The following is a 19,058-nucleotide window of genomic DNA, read 5'->3' as shown; positions in this document are numbered from 1 at the left end:
CATCAACCCAACACCCCGCCCGCCCAACCGGCGACGAGCCACAGCACCGCCAGAGGAATGAGCGCGAGCAACACGCGCCGCCCGGCGCCCAGCGACATCAAGGAAAAGTGGCACGGCCCATCGGGGCGATGGCGGTGACGATGTGACATGAACAGATCTACCTGAAGAAAACAGGCAGAAAGGTTATATCATAACAAAAGGGGTGCCAAGCAGAGATTACGAGTGCGCCCGTATGTAGGAGATCGCCGACAAGCCTTTTGGCGGGGTTGTGGTGCTGCAAAATCTGAGTTACCAAGTGTTACAGATTGGCATCCGAGGTCAGATGAGCCTAATGAGGCGTATGTGCTTTCGATAGTCGGGTCCGGATGGCTATAAACGACCCAAAGCAGAAATGTTGGAAAGGCTGCCTGCACGCTCATCGGTGTTATGCAGCTGGCACTATGATTGGTGTTATATGGCCAAGCTATACTTAATATTTCGATTTTTCAGTATGTTATGGAAAAAAGTGAGCAGCATAACATTGTTGAACTCGCGTGCGCGTTCAAGTCAATAAACGAGCGCGCTGTCTAATACCTGTTAAGGCAAAGGAGGGTTGATGCGCAAACTATTTTGGAAGCTATTCCCTCCATATGAGGTAAGGCTCACGGTCGAAGAGGCAAAAGCTTTTCTCGATCAATCAGCTGGGCCGAGTAAGAGCATTTTAGAACCGGAAGTTGTCTCTATTGCCAAGGACGCAGAAAAGACCATTTATTCGGTCAGAATCGACAGAATGAAACCTGACGAACTCGCTCTATTGCTGATAACCAATGTAATCGGTAGGCACCTTAGTAGCGGACAGCACCATACCTATCGCGGCGTTCTCAATGGGACGGGAAAAGACATGCTGAGGGTATGGCACACTGCGCAGAAGGCAATGCTCGAGCGAGACTTTGTCACTGAGTCAGAGGTTGAAAAAGACAGCTACTGGGTTATGGAACAGGTCAAAAGTGCTGGCTGAGAACTCAAGTGCCTTAACAAACCGCTCAAGCCGACCGGTTTGCACTGGCGCTCCAACCGGCGGCTTAGCTCCGCGTTAGGCAGTAAGAAATTAATAAGCTCCGTTTAGTGGGCAATACCGAGGAGATAGTCATGGCGAGATACTATGTAAATTCTAGAGCGCAAGCGAACGGTGACCACGAGGTGCATCGAGAAGGGTGTAGCCGCATGCCCTCTGCGGAAAACCGCGTTTATTTGGGCGATTTTTTGAGTTGTGGGCCAGCGAAACAAGAAGCGAAAAAGCGCTATCCACAATCAGACGGATGTTTTTACTGTTCGCGGGCTTGTCATACCGGCTGATGGTAGCTCGCCCGCGCCTAACATGTAGCTGCAGTTGACCGCCCAAAGCGATGCCGCGCTTCGGGCGGCAACTGAGCTTAGGCGTTATGCATAAGGAGAATCAATGGAATCTTTTCATGCCATCCATGACTTCATGGACGCACACGACCTTGAGACAGATCAAGTTGGTAACTTAAATTTCAGGGCATTTGTTGAGTACCGTAGCCCTAGCCGGAATGCATCAGAGATCACAAACGTAAAAATCATACGTAATGGGTACCAAGACGGTCAGATAAGCATAGAAGAATCAGGCGAGTTAGTCGCAGAGAATTATCACTTAGACTTTACCACCCAGTATCAAAAATATCGGTATTGTGAGGAAGGGAAAAAGTTGTCGGTGGCGGGTGGTTCTCCGAAAATGGGCGGTAAATATAGCGTCGCTATATCTCCAGTGTAATTGCATAACCATTGCAGGCACGGCGACGCCCTCTACATTGCGCCTTCGGCTCCACTCCAAGGGCGCGCATGCTGCAGGCGTTATATCCACTTTTGGCTGAACGCCCGCTTTTGGCCGGTAGCTGCCAGCCGCCAGATGCAGCTTCCGGAGTCGATACCGGTGACTAAACATGGTGTAAGGCGGCCCTAAGTTTTTTCATTTCTGGCAAGCGCTCCAGTCCCACGGATATCTGGCAGGAATCAGTTTAACGCTGCAGAGGAGCAATGACGGCTTCCCATAGCAGCTCCGCGGCACCTTCCTGTGATAGTTTCTGATCGCGTCCTCTATGGGCAGTCATTCCCAAGCTCGTTAGATAGAGCGTTTGGTCATCTGCCTGTATCGTGAGCATCTCGTTGTACGAGCTGTCGCTGAAAGAGGCGCCCTGGCTATAGTAGATACCCGCACCCATTTGGCCTCCAACAAAGACCGTCGCCCTGGCAACGTCTTGACCGTCCTTATAGATGGTTGCCGAGAACCTATTGGCATCGACTCGCCGGAATGCCCCCTCGAAACCGGGATTGCGTGCCTGAAGTTCATTCAGTGAGTTTTCAAAATAGCGCGCGATGTACTCGAAGGTGTCGAGCTGGAACCGGTCTTTGTCCAGCTGAGTGAAGGTCTTGGTAAGACGCAGATTGCTTGATCGTGGGCCATTAGGTACTACTTGGTGGGAGGTAGTCAGGTTGATGCGATCTGTTTGCGGACTGACGCCGATGTCCCTGCTACGCAATTTCTCAGCTGCTTTACGCACCTCTTTCGCCACCAGCAGAAACGCTTCGTCTCTATCAGGCCACAACGTAACTGGCTTTCCGTCCTGAGGGGTGCCAAGGAGTTTGCCGAATGGCGCGTAGTGCCAATCGCATGCGCGTAGGATCACTGGGATGACGATCGCATCACCAGCTTGATGGCGCTCCATAGCCCGCTTCATCTCGATGTTGTAACAATAGTCGGAAGCGATGAAGTCGGGGCTGACCAACAGCAGGATGATCTCATCGCTGTTGATATGTTCGTCAATGGCAGCATCGATCTCTTGGCCAGCATTGATACGTCGATCATGCCAAGTGTTGATGACCCCTTGCCGCCTGAGCATTGCAAGCTGCTTCTCAAGCTGATCTCGCAGCGCCTCGTCAACATGACAGTATGAGAAAAAAACATTGGGCAAGATCAGTAATCCCCAGTGATAGGCTTTACCCGATCTTACAATCTATTGTGCGCTGAACACAAAGCTTTATGCTTACGTCAAGCATCTGGGAACTACAATTCAGATCGGCGCAGCCAAACCCTCCCCGCCTCACACCAACAAGAAGGAAAGCGGTATGGAAATCGTCACCCTCGTTGAAATCTGCTTAAACCGTATCGGAACAGCTCAAGGGACTGGTGGAGCCTTTAGCGCCAGTAAGTCGCTCGTAGTGTTCGCGGAGGCAGAAGACCCAGAAATACAGACAGTACGCGACATGGTTATCAAGGCAGCTGAGGAGAATGGAGAGACCGGTGCGCTTGATGAACTCAAGCACGAACCCCACTATGGAGCAGGAACCATCTTCTTCAATATTCAGGGGAGGAACGTCCACTACAGTCAGGTATATGCCGAGTGCGAGGTCTTTCCGGCACTCAAGTCTGGAGATCGTTATTTCCGTCTACAGGAAGTTAAAACAACGTCTCGCGATAGGTGAAGCAGCAGCGCCAAGAGGTGGAGGTTTTGCTTGAAGCCGCCACGCCACTGAGTTGTCCCTAATTTTGTAGATATCGCCACGCTCAAATGGAAGCCTACTAATATTTTGCGGGGTAGTCCGCTTTTGGCCGGAAGCGATCGTCTCGAATTGACCTCACTTCTCCAACGCGTAATCGATCGTTGTCACCACTCGTACCCGCTTGATGTCGGGCGTGTAGCTATCGACATCCTCGATCGAGAAGTAGCCCTGGCTGGCACTGCGAATCGCGCCGACACGGCTGCCGGAGTCTCTGGCGAATTGCTGGGCGACACCGCGGGCATCCTTGGTGGCTTCGGCGACCATTTCCGGCTTGAGGTCATTGAGGCCGGTGAACAGGAATTCGGTGCGGTAATCTTAGTTGGGGGAGAGTACGACACCGGCACGCACCAGTTCTCCGGTCTGCATCGCTTTCTTAACGTTATCGACCGGCCGGCTTCGCAGCAGTACGGTGTCCTCGACCTGATGACGTTCATCAGGCAATCGGCGCCATAAGGGAACTTGGTCGTACAGGTTAGAGGTAACCAAAATGACAATGTTCAATCCTCCGCATCCCGGAGAAAGTCTGCGCGAGGATGTGCTCGAACCATTGGGGCTCAGCATCACTGAAGCCGCCAAACGTCTCGGTGTGACACGCGTTGCACTGTCTCGGGTCGTCAACCAGCACGGCGGTATCAGCCCCGATCTAGCGGTCCGTCTCGAGCGGGCGGGTGTGAGTACCGCACGCCACTGGATGGCTCGTCAGACTTCTTATGAGTTATGGCAGGCGGAGCATCGTGATCAACCTGATGTGGTGCGCCTCGATCAGGGCGCGTGAATAAACCATTGTCAGCCGCTGTCTGTTGGATAAGCGGTTCGCTGCCGCCCAGGCAGCTCAGAAAAGCGGCTGCAACGTGGCCGGGCCGCTATCCATGTGCGCTGCCGCCCAGGCAGCTCAGAAATCAACGCCTCCGACGTCACCACGCTCATCAACGTGCGCTGCCGCCCTGGCAGCTCAGAAAGAATGAAGCATCCAGCTCAAGTACCTGCTGGGGTTCGCTGCCGCTCTGGACGCAAGGCGGTGTCATATACACGCCCAGCGCTCACAGACAGAGGACAATGTGCGAAGGAGGCAGCATACCCCTGGTTGCTACACCTCTTTCGCAAACCCTTCATTCTTTCTCGATGTGTCGTATGCACATTGCGCGCTCTCCAGCGCCGAGCCGTTGGCGAGCGCCCAGTTGTAAAGTGCAGCGAAGGGTTCGCGTAGCGAGCAGCCGAGATCGGTAATTGTGTACTCGACGCCGATCGGCCGCGTTGGCAGGACTTTGCGATTGACAAGGCCGTTACGCTCCAGACGCTTTAATGCGTCAGACAAAGCTTTGTGGGTAATGCCGTCGAGGCGGCGCTTAAGATCGTTGAATCGCGCCGGCTGCGTGCAGAGGACGGTCAGGATCAGTACCGTCCACTTGTTGGCGATATGTTCGAGGATGGGTCGCGTCGCCGTAACATCAAGCGGTAGTTCGAGCACGTCTTTGGACATGGGTATACGCCTCAATAGTAAGGCACTACATGGTGCCTTCTTGTGATTAGATATAGGAATGATAGCTTGTTCGTCATCACTAGTGATGGGAGGACGTATGAGCACTCTTTCAGGAAAAATTGCCGTCGTGATCGGTGGCCATGGGGGTATCGGTGGCGCTATCGCAGAGCGTTTCGCGGCGGAAGGCGCTACCGTTTACGCCACCAGCCGCCGCGGTGACGAGTGGGCGGTCGAGCTTGGAGCCGGCAAGCTGCGCGCGCGCCACGTCGATGCTGCCGATGTGACGGCGCTCGCCTCCTTCTTCGAGGCGGTAAGCAGCGAGGCTGGACGGGTGGACGTGCTGGTCGTCAATGCCGGCATCTCCGAGTTTGCGACCCTCGACGACGTCCGTGAGGATCATTTCGACCGGACGTTCGACCTCAACGTGCGCGCGCTGCTGTTTGCCGCCCAGGCTGCAACGGCAATCATGCCTGATGGTGGCTCTATCGTGTTAGTGGGCTCGATCGCCGACGCGATCGGCACGCAAGGCTATGGCGTCTATGGGGCAACTAAGGCCGCCGTGCGCTCGTTCGCGCGGACCTGGGCCAACGAGCTGGCGCCCCGGAACATTCGCGTGAACGTCGTGGCACCGGGACCAACAGACACCGCCATGATGGCGGCGGCGTCCGAGGAGGCGCGCAAGGCGCTGACGAAGCTAATCCCTCTCGGCCGTATGGGTCGTGCCGACGAAGTGGCCTCGGCCGCGCTGTTTCTCGCCAGCGGCCAAAGCAGCTTCATCACCGGGGCCGAGCTGCCGGTCGACGGCGGCATGGCGCAGGTCTGATCTGCGTCGCCTGCCGAGCCACATGGTGGGGCACTTGCAGGCGATCGACGCCCTTGGCAGGACAGGATTCAATGGCTGGTGGAGACTGAACGCTCAGAAGTCGGGGCGCTGCTCGTCGAGCGCTCAGTCCTTGCCGGGCTTTCAGGGACGGCTTCGAAGGTAGATGATGACGCTGCGTGCGTTGGTAACTTTATAGAACTGGGAGAGTAGCATGGCGGCGTCTATCATCCCGGTCAGATCTGCGAGGCCAGCGTCCCGGCGCGCAGTGGTGCAAAGATGTACTGCTCGACCAGCCCAGGCGTCCACTGGACGTACTCGACCACGCTGCCGTCCGCATGCTTCATGTACATCATTCGCCCTGTCGGAATGGCTTTGATGTCGCGCATCACGGATGCGCCATTCGCCAGGAGCCTGCCCTTGGTGTCGTCAATGTCCTCCACGATCCAAGGGCCGAGGCTGCCGCGGATCGGCTCCAACGCCTTGTCTGTTCCACCAATCACGAGCACATCGCCAATCCCGACGAGCGTCAATGGGTCGTAGTTGAGCCTGAGATGCGGCTCCGTGCCGTGGACTGACTTGAGCGTTGTCACGGTCGACTCGAGGTCTGTTGTGAAGATGCGGGTGTAGGTCTTCAGGATCATCAAGATACCTTTCTGCTGGTGATGAGGGTCGAAGGCTGCAGCTCGCCGTTGAAGCGCTCAGCATCCTCGTAGAAGTTACTGATCGACTTGCGAATTGACCCACGTGAGGCGAAATGTGATGGGATTACTGGCCGCGTGTGGTCGAATCAGCGAAAAATGTAGGGCATGGGTGTGCTCGACGCTCAGCGCCGAGCAGCTTTCATGGATTGCGCCTTCATCCAGGTCTCCGATCTTTGACGCCGAGCTTGATCCTTCCGCGTTTCGGATCCACTAGTTTCGACGTCCCGAACGGCGCTTTCAATTCCTACACCAGTTCGGCAAGCGCCGCTGCGTCGAAGCCCTTTAAGGCGCTGCTATTGCCGGTACGTACCTTCTCTACCCATGCCGGATCGGCAATCAGGGCGCGGCCGACGGCGATCAGATCGAACTCATCGCGCTCCATCCGCTCGACTAGTTTGTCGAGTTTGGCCGTAGACGAGCCCTCCCCACCGAATGCTCCCATGAAGTCTTCCGTAAGGCCGACCGAGCCGACGCTGATCGTAGCTGCGCCGGTCAGCTTCTTGGCCCAACCAGCGAAATTCAGACCCTGCTCGCCATCGATGTCCGGGAATTCGGGCTCCCAGAATCGGCGCTGTGAGCAGTGCAGCACATCAACGCCGGCCTCCACCAAGGGAGTCAGCCATTCGGCCATGAGATCGGGCGTTTCCGCGAGCCGCGCGGTGAAGTCCTGCACTTTCCACTGGCTGAGACGCATGATGATCGGGAAGTCGGGACCGACGCTCGCCCGGACCGCCGCGATGACCTCTGCGGCAAAGCGTGAGCGTTCACTAATCGTGTCACCGCCGTAGCGGTCGGTCCGACGATTGGTGGCGGCCCAAAAGAACTGGTCAAACAAATAGCCGTGGGCCCCGTGCAGCTCGATAGTGTCAAAGCCAAGACGCTTTGCGTCGACGGCAGCGCGGGCAAAGGCGGCGATTGTATCGGCGATGTCGCTATCGCTCATGGCGCCGCCGCGCTCCACGCCTGGTGCTTCCAATCCAGACGGGCTTTCGACTGGCGAGGGCGGCACCCATTCCGTCAGGAAGCTTTTGAGCGCTCCTGTGTGCCAAAGCTGCGGGCCCATCTTGGCACCGCCATCATGAACCGCATCGATCGCGCCCTTCCAACCTGACAATGCCGCGTCGCCATGGAAAAACGGAACGCCCGGGTCGTTGCGCGATGCTGGCCGATCGATCACCGTGCCTTCGGAGAGGATGAGGCCCACCCCGCCTTGGGCCCGACGGCGATAGTAAGCTGCATGCGCCGCACCGGGTATCCCATCCACTGCAAAGCTGCGGGTCATGGGTGCCATGACGATGCGGTTCGCCAGCTCCATGGCGCCAATACGTAATGGGCGAAATAAGACATCGGTAGCGGTCATCAGAGCACATCCTCTTTTGGAAAGACCTAAATGATATACAGGAAAAACTAGGTAACAAGAACGCACCATAATTTGCCTAGATATATGCAAGTAAACCGCATGCCTGAGAGCGATCATTGCGCGATCAGATTGGCATGGGTGGTAAGTGGTATTGCGGACGTGTTCAACGCAGGTCGATGCGATGCAACATGACCCCTTGCCGCCGGGCTATACACACATCGTAGCCCTGCGCCAACGACAGGGATTCCAGCATCAGTAAGGTATCGGGCTCTGACTTGGAGTAGGTCTTCAACTGAGCCTCAACCGAACGCTCCAACCGACCAACCGGCGATGACCCACAGTAGCGCCAGGGGAATGAGCGCCAGCAACACACGCCGCTCCGCGCCAAGCGACATGAGAGAAAAGCGACATGAGAGAAAAGTGACATGAGAGAAAAGTGACAAAGCCCATCGAAGCGGCACCGATGACGATGTGAAATGAACAGATCTACCTGAAGGGAACAGTAAAAAAATTTTAATTCATAACAAAATGTGTACTAAGCAGTTTTGTAATATCCATCGTCGGCCATTGACGTGTGGCCTCTAGACAGAATCTCCGGGAATCAAGTGCTCAATTTATTATCGGCTGGTAGAAAAGATTGGCTAAGTCGTAATCATCTGATAATTGAATTTTTGTAGATATGGCGCCAACGAAATGGCGGAAATCTGCCGGTGGAAGTTTACGGATCTATTTGGTTATATAAAAAATGCCTGCGATTACATCGTCGCCACAGGCGCGGGGATCAATCGTTACAGACTTGATCGAGAGAGGTTGACTACCCGTCCCCACAGACGCGGAGATCAGCTACCAGAATCGCGCATCGTTGCACTCGCTGCTAAGAAGTAGTGCAGATGCCATCCTAGGGTTGGAGCGACAAAGTGAAGTGGTCTGTAGGGAGAAAGACGTTAAAAAGCTCGGAATACCTCACTCCTCCAGCGCGTAATCGATCGTCGTCACGACACGCACCCGCTTGATGTCGGGGGTGTAGCTATCGAGATCCTCGATCGAGAAGTAGCCTTGGCTGGCGCTGCGAATCGCGCCGACACTGCTGCCTGAGTCTCTGGCGAATTGCTGGGCGACACCGCGGGCATCCTTGGTGGCTTCGGCGACCATTTCCGGCTTGAGGTCATTGAGGCCGGTGAACAGGAATTCGGTGCGGTAATCGTAGTTGGGTGATAGCACGACGCCGGCACGCACCAGTTCTCCGGTCTGGGGCATCGCTTTCTTGACGTTATCGACCGCCGGGGTTCGCAGCAGCACCGTGGCTTCGGCTTGGTAGCGCTCGTCGGGCCGGTCGGCGCCATAGAGATTGGCGAATCGATCGGTGACCTGGGGGGAGGTCACGGTAATGTTGCCGGTCTCGAAACCCCGCTGGGTCAGGAATTCGCGAATGCGGGTTTCCTGAGCGGTCAGGTCACGCTGCAGCGTTTCCAGCTCGTTGCCGGTGACGGTGTAGTGCAGCGGCCAGAGCGCCATGTCCGCCGGCACCTCGCGTTCCGAGAGCCCCTTGACCGTGACGCTGCGACCGGCGTCTCGCCAGGTCTCGGCGGCATCCTCAATATAGCTGCCACCCCAGATCATGCCGATTGCCAGCAGGCCTCCCAGAATCACCGCGCTGCGTGTCGTTAGCATTGCTTTCTCCTGTTTCCATAGCCGTCTGCTGGCATTGTCCTGATAGCCAGTATCGTAGCCGGTTATCAGTGCCGTGGGGTAGACCGCCGCCGCCTGGCAATCCGGTGACTCTATCCATCAATCTTGGTGATATTTGGTTTCAGACTGACTGATTAGCCAGCTAATAAGGTGAGCTCCATAATCTCGTCATCGGTTAGGCCAAGGGGCCAACCACTGAAACGAAGATGATTGGAGGTTCACTATGAAAACTCGCATTCTCGCCGCTATCGCACTGGCCGTTGCACTCCCTGCCGCCGCTCAGGCCAACAGCGTCATGGAGCAACGCGCTTTCGCTCAGCAGCATGAAGCGCTGAATACCCAGACAACTTCCAGCTATCAGTTGCTGCCGTCCGACTATCGCATCAATACCGTCAGCGGTGGCCACAGCACCGCGGCCGATCATTCCCTGGCCTATGTCGCAGCGATCACGCAGCGGGCAACCGCTATCGCTGGTGGCAATAGCGAGCTGGTCGGCCAAGGCCAGAGCGATGCAGCCGCGCAGTCGCTGCAGAACGTCAATGGCGGCGGCGATACCGGGCAGGGCAATGTCGAAATGTCTTTCGCCAGCCTCGATTGATCGATAAGGCTTGATCAAGTTGCGTCCGGCCAGCGGGCGCTCGAAACAGGACGAAACTGCTCAGGTACTTTCAGGTTTGCCGTGCTTCTGATTTCCAGTGCTTTGGGATTCCAGCACCTTTGATAAACCCGTACCTCCAACTTCCCCGATCCATCCTCTGGATCGGGTTTTTTTATGGGTGAAAGGGCAGGCCACGCCATGTGCAAAAACTAACGAGGATGCCTCGATCGCGGTGCCAGACATGACAACGCCCGGCAGTAACGAGATGACCGTCTTGGAGTGCCGACCGCGGCGGGACCGAGCTGGCGTCCATCAATCCCGGTGATACTCGAATTCGGGCCAACTGATTAGCCAGCTAATAAGATGCCCGCCATAATCTCGTCATCGGTTAGGCCAAGGGGCCAACCACTGAAACGAAGATGATTGGAGGTTCAACATGAAAAATCGCATTCTCGCCGCTATCGCACTGGCCGTTGCACTACCGGCCGCCGCTCAGGCCAACAGTGTCATGGAACAACGCGCTTTTGCTCAGCAGCATGAAACGCTGAATACGCAGACGACTTCCAGCTATCGGGCGCTGCCGACCGACTACCGTGTGAACACCTTCAACAGCGGCTATAGCGTTGAAGCGGGTCGCGCGCTGGCCACCGTCGAAGAGACCACCCGCCACGGGACCCACCTCATCGGTGGAAGCAACGACCTGATTGGTGAGGGTCACAGCGTGGCCGCCGCTCAGGGGCTGCAGAATGTGAACAGCGGCGGCGATACCGGTCGCGGCAACGTCGAAGTGACTTTCGCCAGCCTCGACTGATCGAAACCGCTGCGACGGCAGGCGCCCGATTGCCGGGCGCCCTGACAGGAATTGAAACTCGAGCCGTATGACACTCGAGCCGGCACGACCACTTTTTGCTTCTTCTTAGTCGCTTCTTGCTAGTTGGTACTTGCTAGCCGGTACTTCCAGGTTCCCTGTACCTCCAACTTCCCCGGTCCATCCCCTGGTCCGGGGCTTTTTATGTGCGCAGCCTTTTAATTCTCGCTTACGTCGAACTTCTACTGGCCGTCGATTTTCTACTGACCATCAATTTTTTGCTGACTGAGATGCTCCATGAAGCGTCGGCGCCATTCGAGCAGGCTGTTGCGCCTGAGAATGCCGATCATCTGCTGGTAGCGTTCGCGACGCTCCTGCTGCGACATGTTGAGCGCCTGTTCGATGGCGCTGGCGATGGCGTGCACATCGTAGGGGTTGACCAGTAGCGCGCCGCTCAGCTCCTTGGCGGCGCCGGCCAGTTCGCTGAGCACGAGTACGCCGGGGTCGTCGGGGTCCTGGGCGGCGACGAACTCCTTGCACACCAGGTTCATGCCGTCGCGCAGCGGGGTCACCAGGCCAACCCGGGCGGAGCGGAACAGGCCGATCAGCGCGTCGCGGGGGTAGGTCTGGTTGAGATAGTGCACCGGCACCCAATCGAGATCGGCGTAGGTGCCGTTGATGTGCCCGGCCATCTCCTCGAGCTGGCGGCGCAGCTCGTCGTATTCGGGAATCGCGCTGCGCGAGGGGCTGGCGATCTGCATGAACATCGTCTTCTGGCGGCGATGTTCGAAATCCGTAAGTAGCGCTTCGAAGGCGTTGAAGCGCTGAATCAGGCCCTTGGAGTAGTCGAGGCGATCGGCACCGATGATCAGGTCGCGTTCGCCGAGATCTTTCTGGAGCTGAAGCGCCTGTTCGTTGGCACAGGAGCGTTCGGCCTCATCGGCCAGCTCATCGACGTCGATGCCCACCGGGTAAACCCCGGTGCGCACCTTCCGGCCGTTGCATTCGATGGTATCGCCGGTGACCTCGGCGCCGAAGGTCTCGATCGCCGCCTGGCGGAAAGCGTGCAGGTCGTTACTGGTCTGAAAGCCGATCAGGTCGTAGTGCAGCAGGTCGTCGAGCAGTTCGCGATAGCCGGGCAGCGCGCGCAGCAGATCGTAGCTGGGGAAAGGGATGTGCAGGTAAAACCCCATCGGATCCTTGATGCCCTTCTGGCGCAGTTCCTTGGCCAGCGGCAGCAGGTGGTAATCGTGCACCCAGATCAGCTCACCGCCTTCGAGCAGAGTGCTCAGCGCACCGGCAAAGCGCTTGTTGACCCGCCGGTACGCCTTGGCGTAGCTCAGCCGGAAATCCATGGCGCCGAGGTTGAAGTGAAAGACCGGCCAGAGGACCTCGTTGGAGAAGCCGAGGTAATAGTCGTCGTAGTCCTCCTGGGACAGCGACAGGGTGGCGTAGGTGATGTTGCCACGCTCGACGGTGTTGGGCTCGCTGGCGGGCGATTCACTGACCTGGCCGTCCCAGCCGAACCACAGCCCGCCATACTCGTTGAGGGCGCCGGTGATCGCCACGGCAAGGCCGCCGGCCTCGGATTTGCCGGGTTCGGGGATGGATACGCGATTGGAAATGACGATGAGACGGGTCATGCGGGCTCCTCTCAGCCATGGCTGAGATGCAACGCCGAGTCGATCGACTCGACCCTGCAGTAGGTCTGCGGGAAAATGCGCCACAGCGCGGGTTTGGTAGTGTCCAGGTCGTGGGAGAGCAGACCCGGGAAAGGGCCGACAAGGCTTGGTACGAGGTCGTGTTCTGCGTCGCGCGGTGGGGTCAAGCGCCTTGCGCTGCCAGACTCTCCAGCCATGTCAGTACCTCCTGTACTGATTCGAGATAGCAGCTCGCGGCGGTCTCCCCCTGGCTACCGACTCGCACGGCATGGCCGCCGCGAGCGTTGACGACGCGAAAGGCGTCTTCATCGGTGACATCGTCGCCGATGAAAACCGGCGTGCGCGCCTGGAAGGCCGGTGTTTCATCGAGCAGGCGGGCAACGGCGGTTCCTTTATGATAGCCGCCGGGGCGCAACTCGAGGACGCACTTGCCGGAAATCAGCTCGAACGTGTCGCCGAGGGCCCGATGCTGAGCCTCGAAAAACTCGTGACACGCTTCATCGAGCTCCGGGGCGCCACGGTAATGCAGCGTCAGCGACACGCCCTTGTCCTCGTAGTGCAGGCCTGGGTGACCCTCGACGAAGGCTGCCAGGGCATCCCGACAGGAAGCCAGCTGGGCGGGCTGGTCGATTGCCGTATGACGCGTGCCGTCGGCGTCGCGCCACTCCAGCCCGTGGATGCCGGCCATCGGCAGGGAAACCGGCGCAAGCAGTCGCTCGAGCTGATCCAGCGGGCGTCCGCTGACCACCGCCACGGCACCGTCGAAGGTCCTGTCGAGTTCGCCGAGCAGCGCTTTCAGACGCGGCGATACGTGGACATCGTCGGGATGGGCTTCGAGCGACACCAGGGTGCCGTCGAAATCGAGAAACAGCGCCCAGTCGCGACGAGGCGGGGGCAGCCGAGAAGAAGGCCGGTTCGAAGAGGGTTTGGACATGGGCCTGCGCGAGCTCTCTGAGTGAAGGGTCGGATCCATCGGCGTAGCTCGGTCCGGTGTCGTCGGCTCTGGTGCCGTCGGGTCCGGGATGTCGGCCGCTTTAATGCTCGGCCTGTTCGAACTGCTCGGCGGCGCGCAGGGCTTCTTCCTGAGTCGTATGCTCGGAGACGACGTTCTCGTTGTCGGGCTGGCTTTCGTCGATCACCACCCAACCGGTGATCGTGTCTTTCAGGTCGCTGCTGTCGAAAACCGGTTCGACGCGGGCTTGTTTCTGCATTTTTCATCCTCCGTGATGATGTTGCTCAGGGTTGAGCGACGGGTCTCGATGGCTCGAAAGAACGTTATCGATAGTTCGAAAGAACGTTCTCGATGATTCGAGTGAACGGTCCTGATGGTCTGAGTGAACGGTCTCGTCGGCATGGCAAGCCATCGCAACGCTTGCCTGCCCGCGCGCCTCAGTCGTCGTCTGCGGCCGACGCCTGGAATGCCCGCTTGTCATCGGGAAGCCTAACCATGTCGCCGACACTGAGTTCGCCGTGGGTGTCGTGGCGATCACCGTCGTCGCCGACCAGCGCGGCGACCTTACCGATGCTCACGCCGTCCTTGTAGGCTTCTACCTTCACCCGCACGGTGGAGCCGTGGTAGCGAGCGGTCAGCATCGTTCCCGGCTGCGGCGTTGCCCGATGCTGCTCATCCTTGGCGTAGTGAGCGTCGACGCTGGCGCCACCCGGGGTGTCCCATTCAACATGCTTGTGCATAGCGGTTTCCTTAACATTGGTAAGCGTGCTGTTCAGCGTAGCCGTTAATCGTCCGGTCTGCCGTCGCCTCGAGAGTGGCGCTGTTCGTCACCCGTCATGCGCTATCATGGGGTCGGTCAGGCACGCCGAAAGGTGGAGACACGAACCGTTACGAATGCTTGTCTTTTGGGCGCCGTGCCAGCAGAGTAAACATCGTCTTTCACGACCCCATAAAAGTCTTTCACGACCCTACAAAGAGCGACAACAACGATGAAGAAGACAGTACTCGCACTCGCCATCGCGGCAACCACGGCCTGCGCCGGCGTCGCCCAGGCGGATGTCAAAGTGGGATTTCTCGGGGGCTTCACCGGCGGTATCGAAAGCCTGACGCCGCCGATCTTCGATGGCGCCAAGCTCGCCGTGCAGGAGGTCAACGAGCAGGGCGGCCTGCTAGATGGTGAAGACATGGTGATGCCGTCAGGCGATACGACCTGTTCGGACGCCTCGGCTGCCTCCAACGCTGCCGATCGCCTGGTGAACAGTGAGAAAGTGACCGCGATCGTCGGCGCGCTATGTACCGGTGCCACCATTGCGGCGGCCAACAATGCCGCGATCCCCGGCGGCGTGGTGATGGTCTCGCCGGCATCTACCGCTCCGGCAGTGACGGATCTCGACGACAACGATCTGGTCTTCCGGACCGTGCCTTCCGATGCCTTCCAGGGTGAGCAGCTGGCCAAACTGCTGCTGTCCAAGGGCATCGAGGATGTCGCCGTGACCTACGTCAACAATGACTACGGTCAGGGCCTCGACGACGCCTTCACCAAGACCTTCGAAGCCGAAGGTGGCTCGGTCTCCGCCAATCTGGCGCATGAGGACAATCGGGCAGACTATCGTTCGGAGATCGGCAAGCTCTCTTCCGGCGGTTCGCAGACGCTGGTCGTGCTCGCCTACGCCGATACCTCGGGCCAGACGATCCTGCGTCAGGCCTACGAAAGCGGCGCGTTCACTCAGTATGCCGGCGGCGACGGCATGGTCGGCAACTCGCTGGTCGAAGCGGTCGGCGCCGACGTACTCGAAGGCATGATCGCGACACGTCCGGGCTCCCCGGATGCGCCGGGCGGCGATGTCTTCGACGATCTGGCGAAGAAGGCCGATATCGATCCGAGCGCGGTGTTCGCGGCGCAGTCCTACGATGCCGCCTTCCTGCTGGCACTCGCCATCGAGAAGAACGGCAGCGCGGACCGCGAGGGCTTGTCCAAGGCACTTCGCGATGTCGCCACCGAGCCGGGCGAGACGATCCTGCCGGGTGAATGGGAGAAAGCCAAGAAGTTGCTCAAAGAGGGTAAGGAGATCAACTATCAGGGCGCTTCCGGCAACCAGGAGTTCGACGACAACGGCGACGTGCCGGGCATCGTGGTCGAAATGGCGGTCGAGGATGGCAAGTTCGTCACCAAGGGGGCGATTGGTGAATAAATAGCGAGCCGCCGACGACTGATCGGCGTCACTGTTCAGATAGCAAAACCCCGAGCTCAGGCTCGGGGTTTTGCGTTTCGGGCTTCGTAAAATCGCTCAATCGTGATGCGCGACCTTCTCCGGTATCAACCCGCGCGGGGCGAAGCGCAGCACCAGCAGAATCAGCAGGCCGATCACGAACACTCTCGCCTGCAATGCGCGACTGTCGAGATTGCCCGGCTGCCAGTCGAACCAGTGCGAGCCCAGTGCGACGAAGGCGTGCATCACGGCCAGCGCCATCGGCCCCGACATGATCCAGATCACGTAGACCAGCACGGCGCCGAACAGTGTGCCCAGATTGTTGCCTGGGCCACCGAGAATCACCATCACCAGCACCAGGAAGGTGTGATTGAGCGGCAGGAAGCCCTGCGGATCGAACAGGCCGTTGAAACTGGTCAGCGCCGCGCCGCCGATGCCCATCAAAATACAGCCGAAGACGAAGATCTCCTGACGGCGGCGATTGATCGACTTGCCCATGGCCGCGGCGGAGACTTCGTTGTCGCGGATGGCGCGGATCATGCGGCCCCAGGGGGCGTGATAGGCGCGATGGAGCAGGAAGAAGATCACCGCGATCATCACCACGGTCACCGAGAGATAGAGCGCTCTCGCCGTCAGAAAGCCGACGTCACCGGGTTCCGCCACCGGCCAGGGCAGCGGCGAAATCGTTGCGGTGCCGCGAGTGAGCCAGTCTGAGTTCTTGAGAAACGCCTTGATGATCTCGGCGATGCCCAGGGTCGCGATGACCAGATAGTCGCTGCGAAGGCCGAGGCAGATATGGCCGATGAAGTAGCCGACACCGCCGGCCAGCACACCGCCGACGATCCAGCCCAGCCACACCGGCAAGCCCAGGCCGCCGATGAACTCCACCTGGGATTCGATATCGCCGGTCACGCTGCGCAGCCAGCTGATCACGACCAGGTAGCCGACGAGCCCGGCAACGATGGCCAGCGTCGTGCGCAGTAGTTTGGGAACGCCGATGCGATCGAGCCGGCTGATGCCGAAGACCAGCGCGGTCACCACGACCATCGCCAGCAGCACCCAGCCCAGACGGCCGGGCAGATCGCTCGCCCAGAATTCGTGATTGACGGGGATGCTGAAGAACGTTGCCGAGAAACCACCCAGCGCCACGAAACCCATGATGCCGGCATTGAACTGGCCGGCGTAGCCCCACTGGATGGTCAGGCCGAGGGCGAGAATCGCATAGCAGGAGGCTTCCACCAGCATGCGCGTGGAATAGGCCGGGCCCATGGTCGCGAACACGGCGAGCACGACGATGGCGAGCCCGCCGAACAGCACGAGTTCGCGCTTCGGCATCGCGCGGCGGGGCGCGGTTTGCCCTGAGCTGGGCGTATTGGAAGTCGAATTCATCAGATCACCTTCCCTTTGAAGATGCCGGTCGGACGCCAGATCAGTACCGCGATCAGAATGAAGAAGGGCACGACGATTTTGTATTCGGTACCCACCAGCGCGAGGTTGTTGGGGAGTTCCAGCCACGTCGGCAGGCTATCGCGCAGCGGCCTGAGCAGCACCGACCAGTTGAACACCGCCAGCGTTTCGGCGAAGCCGACCAGGAAGCCGCCGGCGATGGCGCCATACGGGTGGCCGACGCCGCCGACGATGGCAGCGGCGAAGATCGGCAGCAGCAGGAAGAAGCTGAGATCCGGCTTGAAGGCGACATCCAGCGACAGCAGCGTCCCCGCCAGGGTGGCAAGCGACCCGGCGATGACCCAGGTCAGCGTGATGATCAGTTTGGTGTTGATGCCGGAGGCCCGGGCGAGATCGGGGTTGTCGGACATCGCCCGCATCGCCTTGCCCAATCGGGCCCGCGTCAGAAACAGGTGGAGCCCGACCACGGCGATCACGGTCACGATGAACAGAATGATCTGCGGTTCAGTGAGGATGATCGGTCGGGTCACGCCGGGCACGTCGATGCGGAAGATCTCCTTGCGCGCGTCGACGTAGAGATTCTGGGAGCCGGTACCGGCGAACAGTCGGATCAGACCCTGCAGCATCAGGGTGACACCGAGCGACGCGATCACCATCACGATCGGTTTGACGCCGTGATTGCGCAGCGGCTGATAGAAGGCGCGATCGATCCCCACGGCGATCAGTGAGGTGATCGCCATCCCCACCGGCAGCATGACGATGGCCGTGGGCAGGCCGAGCGGGTCGCCGGCATGGGGAAAGGCCAGCGTCAGCAGCAGCACGGCCAAGGTACCGAGCGTCATCATGTCGGCATGGGCGAAGTGCGCGAAGCGCAGGATGCTGTAGATCAGCGTCACGCCGACCGCGCCGATAGCGTAGATGCAGCCGGTGACGCTGCCGGCGATCACCACGTAGTTGAAGAAATAGATCAGCTCATTCACGACAGGGTCTCTCTTGAAAGCGGGGTCTCGCGGCCGGGGATACCGGGCGACAAGGCGGCGTCAGCCACCGAGGAAGCTCTTGGCCACCTGCGGATCGTCGAGCAGCGCCGCGCCGGTATCGGTAAAACGGTTCTGTCCGGCCGCGAGCACGAAGCCCTTGTGCGCGATACGCAGCGCCTGCTTGGCGTTCTGCTCGACCATCAGCACGCCGACACCGGCGGCATTGATGGTCTTCACCCGCTCGAAGATTTCGTTCATGTAGAGCGGCGAGAGCCCGGCGGTCGGCTCGTCGAGCAGCAGCACGCTGGGTTCGTTCATCAGCGCCCGGCCCATGGCCACCATCTGGCGTTGGCCGCCGGAGAGCTCGCCGGCCGGCTGGCGGCGTTTTTCCAGCAGCGGCGGGAAGAATTCGTAGATCTGGGCCTTGAGCCGCGAGGCGGTGGCGGGCTTGAGAAACGCGCCCATCTCCAGGTTCTCCTCGACGGAGAGACTGGGGAAGATGTTCTTCTCCTGGGGGACGAAGCCCATGCCCATTTCCACCAGCTTGTGGGGGGAAAGGTTGGTAATCGCTTCGCCGCGCAGCCGGATCTCGCCCTGGGTAATCGTCAGCAGGCCGAATATGGCCTTGAGCATGGTCGATTTGCCGGCGCCGTTGGGCCCGACGATGACGCCGATCTCATCGGCTTCGATCGTCATGTCGACGCCGTTCAAGATGTTCATGCCGCCGTAGCCGCCATGAACGTCGATTGCTTCGAGTAGTGGCATTGTGTGCTCGTTTGTTATTGCGTCGCGAGTACTGGCTGTTGTTTTCGAGCCTCGAGCCGGTTCCGG

22 protein-coding genes are annotated in these 19,058 nt (G+C 59.0%); 8 read left to right on the top strand and 14 right to left on the bottom strand.

The features are described from left to right. Positions 1-2: 2 nt before the first annotated feature. Positions 3-149: a hypothetical protein gene (locus DOM58_RS17590; protein WP_188113815.1), complete on the bottom strand. Its 147-nt coding sequence runs from the start codon at positions 147-149 to the stop codon at positions 3-5. A 446-nt stretch (positions 150-595) separates the two neighbouring features. Between DOM58_RS17590 and DOM58_RS11865 the strand changes: the two genes are divergently transcribed. Next, the gene (locus tag DOM58_RS11865; RefSeq protein WP_110693030.1) at positions 596-997 is read left to right on the top strand and encodes a hypothetical protein; all 402 of its coding nucleotides are present in this window, start codon (positions 596-598) and stop codon (positions 995-997) included. 441 nt (positions 998-1,438) lie between these two features. Next, complete coding sequence (locus DOM58_RS11855) at positions 1,439-1,771, top strand: hypothetical protein (protein ID WP_110693028.1); 333 nt, start codon at positions 1,439-1,441, stop codon at positions 1,769-1,771. A 244-nt stretch (positions 1,772-2,015) separates the two neighbouring features. Here the strand turns inward: DOM58_RS11855 and DOM58_RS11850 are convergent, their stop codons facing one another. Further along, entirely contained in the window at positions 2,016-2,969 is a 954-nt protein-coding gene (locus tag DOM58_RS11850) for a TIR domain-containing protein (RefSeq protein WP_110693027.1), read from the bottom strand. A gap of 154 nt (positions 2,970-3,123) precedes the next feature. Here DOM58_RS11850 and DOM58_RS11845 point away from each other — a divergent pair, with 154 nt between their 5' ends. Beyond that, positions 3,124-3,480, top strand: coding sequence for a hypothetical protein (locus tag DOM58_RS11845; RefSeq protein ID WP_110693026.1), 357 nt, complete (start codon positions 3,124-3,126; stop codon positions 3,478-3,480). A 153-nt stretch (positions 3,481-3,633) separates the two neighbouring features. On the opposite strand, the gene DOM58_RS17585 is transcribed toward DOM58_RS11845, so the two are convergent. Beyond that, positions 3,634-3,822: a hypothetical protein gene (locus DOM58_RS17585; RefSeq protein ID WP_188113814.1), complete on the bottom strand. Its 189-nt coding sequence runs from the start codon at positions 3,820-3,822 to the stop codon at positions 3,634-3,636. Between the two features lie 223 nt (positions 3,823-4,045). Here DOM58_RS17585 and DOM58_RS11835 point away from each other — a divergent pair, with 223 nt between their 5' ends. After that, positions 4,046-4,333 carry a HigA family addiction module antitoxin gene (locus tag DOM58_RS11835; RefSeq protein WP_110693025.1) on the top strand — a complete coding sequence of 96 codons (288 nt, stop codon included), beginning with the start codon at positions 4,046-4,048 and terminating at the stop codon, positions 4,331-4,333. 312 nt (positions 4,334-4,645) lie between these two features. On the opposite strand, the gene DOM58_RS11830 is transcribed toward DOM58_RS11835, so the two are convergent. Beyond that, positions 4,646-5,038, bottom strand: coding sequence for a winged helix-turn-helix transcriptional regulator (locus tag DOM58_RS11830; RefSeq protein ID WP_110693024.1), 393 nt, complete (start codon positions 5,036-5,038; stop codon positions 4,646-4,648). A 97-nt stretch (positions 5,039-5,135) separates the two neighbouring features. On the opposite strand from DOM58_RS11830, the gene DOM58_RS11825 reads away from it, so the two are divergent. Continuing rightward, a complete protein-coding gene (locus tag DOM58_RS11825) occupies positions 5,136-5,861 on the top strand; it encodes an SDR family NAD(P)-dependent oxidoreductase (protein ID WP_110693023.1) in 726 nt (241 codons plus the stop codon). Between the two features lie 233 nt (positions 5,862-6,094). Here the strand turns inward: DOM58_RS11825 and DOM58_RS11820 are convergent, their stop codons facing one another. From DOM58_RS11820 to DOM58_RS11810, 3 genes are all read right to left on the bottom strand, one after another. Then, positions 6,095-6,502: a VOC family protein gene (locus DOM58_RS11820; RefSeq protein WP_110693022.1), complete on the bottom strand. Its 408-nt coding sequence runs from the start codon at positions 6,500-6,502 to the stop codon at positions 6,095-6,097. A gap of 304 nt (positions 6,503-6,806) precedes the next feature. Next, positions 6,807-7,922 (bottom strand): NADH:flavin oxidoreductase, encoded by a 1,116-nt coding sequence (locus DOM58_RS11815; RefSeq protein WP_110693021.1) that lies wholly within the window; start codon positions 7,920-7,922, stop codon positions 6,807-6,809. A gap of 963 nt (positions 7,923-8,885) precedes the next feature. Next, the gene (locus DOM58_RS11810) at positions 8,886-9,593 is read right to left on the bottom strand and encodes an SIMPL domain-containing protein (protein WP_110693020.1); all 708 of its coding nucleotides are present in this window, start codon (positions 9,591-9,593) and stop codon (positions 8,886-8,888) included. A 241-nt stretch (positions 9,594-9,834) separates the two neighbouring features. Between DOM58_RS11810 and DOM58_RS11805 the strand changes: the two genes are divergently transcribed. Continuing rightward, positions 9,835-10,209, top strand: coding sequence for a hypothetical protein (locus DOM58_RS11805; RefSeq protein ID WP_110693019.1), 375 nt, complete (start codon positions 9,835-9,837; stop codon positions 10,207-10,209). 436 nt (positions 10,210-10,645) lie between these two features. Then, positions 10,646-11,020, top strand: a complete 375-nt coding sequence (locus DOM58_RS11800; RefSeq protein ID WP_110693018.1) for a hypothetical protein — start codon at positions 10,646-10,648, stop codon at positions 11,018-11,020. Between the two features lie 257 nt (positions 11,021-11,277). On the opposite strand, the gene DOM58_RS11795 is transcribed toward DOM58_RS11800, so the two are convergent. The 4 genes from DOM58_RS11795 to DOM58_RS11785 all read right to left on the bottom strand — a co-directional run bounded on the left by DOM58_RS11795 (position 11,278) and on the right by DOM58_RS11785 (position 14,370). Continuing rightward, on the bottom strand, positions 11,278-12,660 hold the full coding sequence (locus tag DOM58_RS11795) for an alpha,alpha-trehalose-phosphate synthase (UDP-forming) (RefSeq protein WP_110693017.1): 1,383 nt from the start codon (positions 12,658-12,660) through the stop codon (positions 11,278-11,280). A gap of 181 nt (positions 12,661-12,841) precedes the next feature. Further along, on the bottom strand, positions 12,842-13,612 hold the full coding sequence (gene otsB / locus DOM58_RS11790) for a trehalose-phosphatase (protein WP_075560628.1): 771 nt from the start codon (positions 13,610-13,612) through the stop codon (positions 12,842-12,844). A 100-nt stretch (positions 13,613-13,712) separates the two neighbouring features. After that, the gene (locus DOM58_RS17580; protein ID WP_168170618.1) at positions 13,713-13,889 is read right to left on the bottom strand and encodes a hypothetical protein; all 177 of its coding nucleotides are present in this window, start codon (positions 13,887-13,889) and stop codon (positions 13,713-13,715) included. Positions 13,890-14,067: 178 nt separating this feature from the next. After that, positions 14,068-14,370 carry a hypothetical protein gene (locus tag DOM58_RS11785; protein WP_075560629.1) on the bottom strand — a complete coding sequence of 101 codons (303 nt, stop codon included), beginning with the start codon at positions 14,368-14,370 and terminating at the stop codon, positions 14,068-14,070. A gap of 249 nt (positions 14,371-14,619) precedes the next feature. Between DOM58_RS11785 and DOM58_RS11780 the strand changes: the two genes are divergently transcribed. Further along, positions 14,620-15,822 (top strand): ABC transporter substrate-binding protein, encoded by a 1,203-nt coding sequence (locus tag DOM58_RS11780; protein ID WP_110693016.1) that lies wholly within the window; start codon positions 14,620-14,622, stop codon positions 15,820-15,822. Positions 15,823-15,918: 96 nt separating this feature from the next. On the opposite strand, the gene DOM58_RS11775 is transcribed toward DOM58_RS11780, so the two are convergent. From DOM58_RS11775 to DOM58_RS11765, 3 genes are read right to left on the bottom strand one after another with little or no spacing between them, the layout of a single operon-like run. Next, positions 15,919-17,229, bottom strand: coding sequence for a branched-chain amino acid ABC transporter permease (locus DOM58_RS11775; RefSeq protein ID WP_075560631.1), 1,311 nt, complete (start codon positions 17,227-17,229; stop codon positions 15,919-15,921). After that, positions 17,229-18,227 (bottom strand): branched-chain amino acid ABC transporter permease, encoded by a 999-nt coding sequence (locus tag DOM58_RS11770; RefSeq protein ID WP_075560632.1) that lies wholly within the window; start codon positions 18,225-18,227, stop codon positions 17,229-17,231. Before DOM58_RS11770 ends, DOM58_RS11775 begins: the two co-directional genes overlap by 1 nt. A 60-nt stretch (positions 18,228-18,287) precedes the next feature. Beyond that, positions 18,288-18,992 (bottom strand): ABC transporter ATP-binding protein, encoded by a 705-nt coding sequence (locus DOM58_RS11765; RefSeq protein ID WP_075560633.1) that lies wholly within the window; start codon positions 18,990-18,992, stop codon positions 18,288-18,290. Positions 18,993-19,058: the final 66 nt, after the last annotated feature.

It is taken from the genome of Salinicola halophyticus (assembly GCF_003206695.1).
Taxonomy (GTDB): Bacteria; Pseudomonadota; Gammaproteobacteria; order Pseudomonadales; family Halomonadaceae; genus Salinicola; species Salinicola halophyticus.
This window is presented reverse-complemented; position numbering and strand designations above follow the sequence as displayed.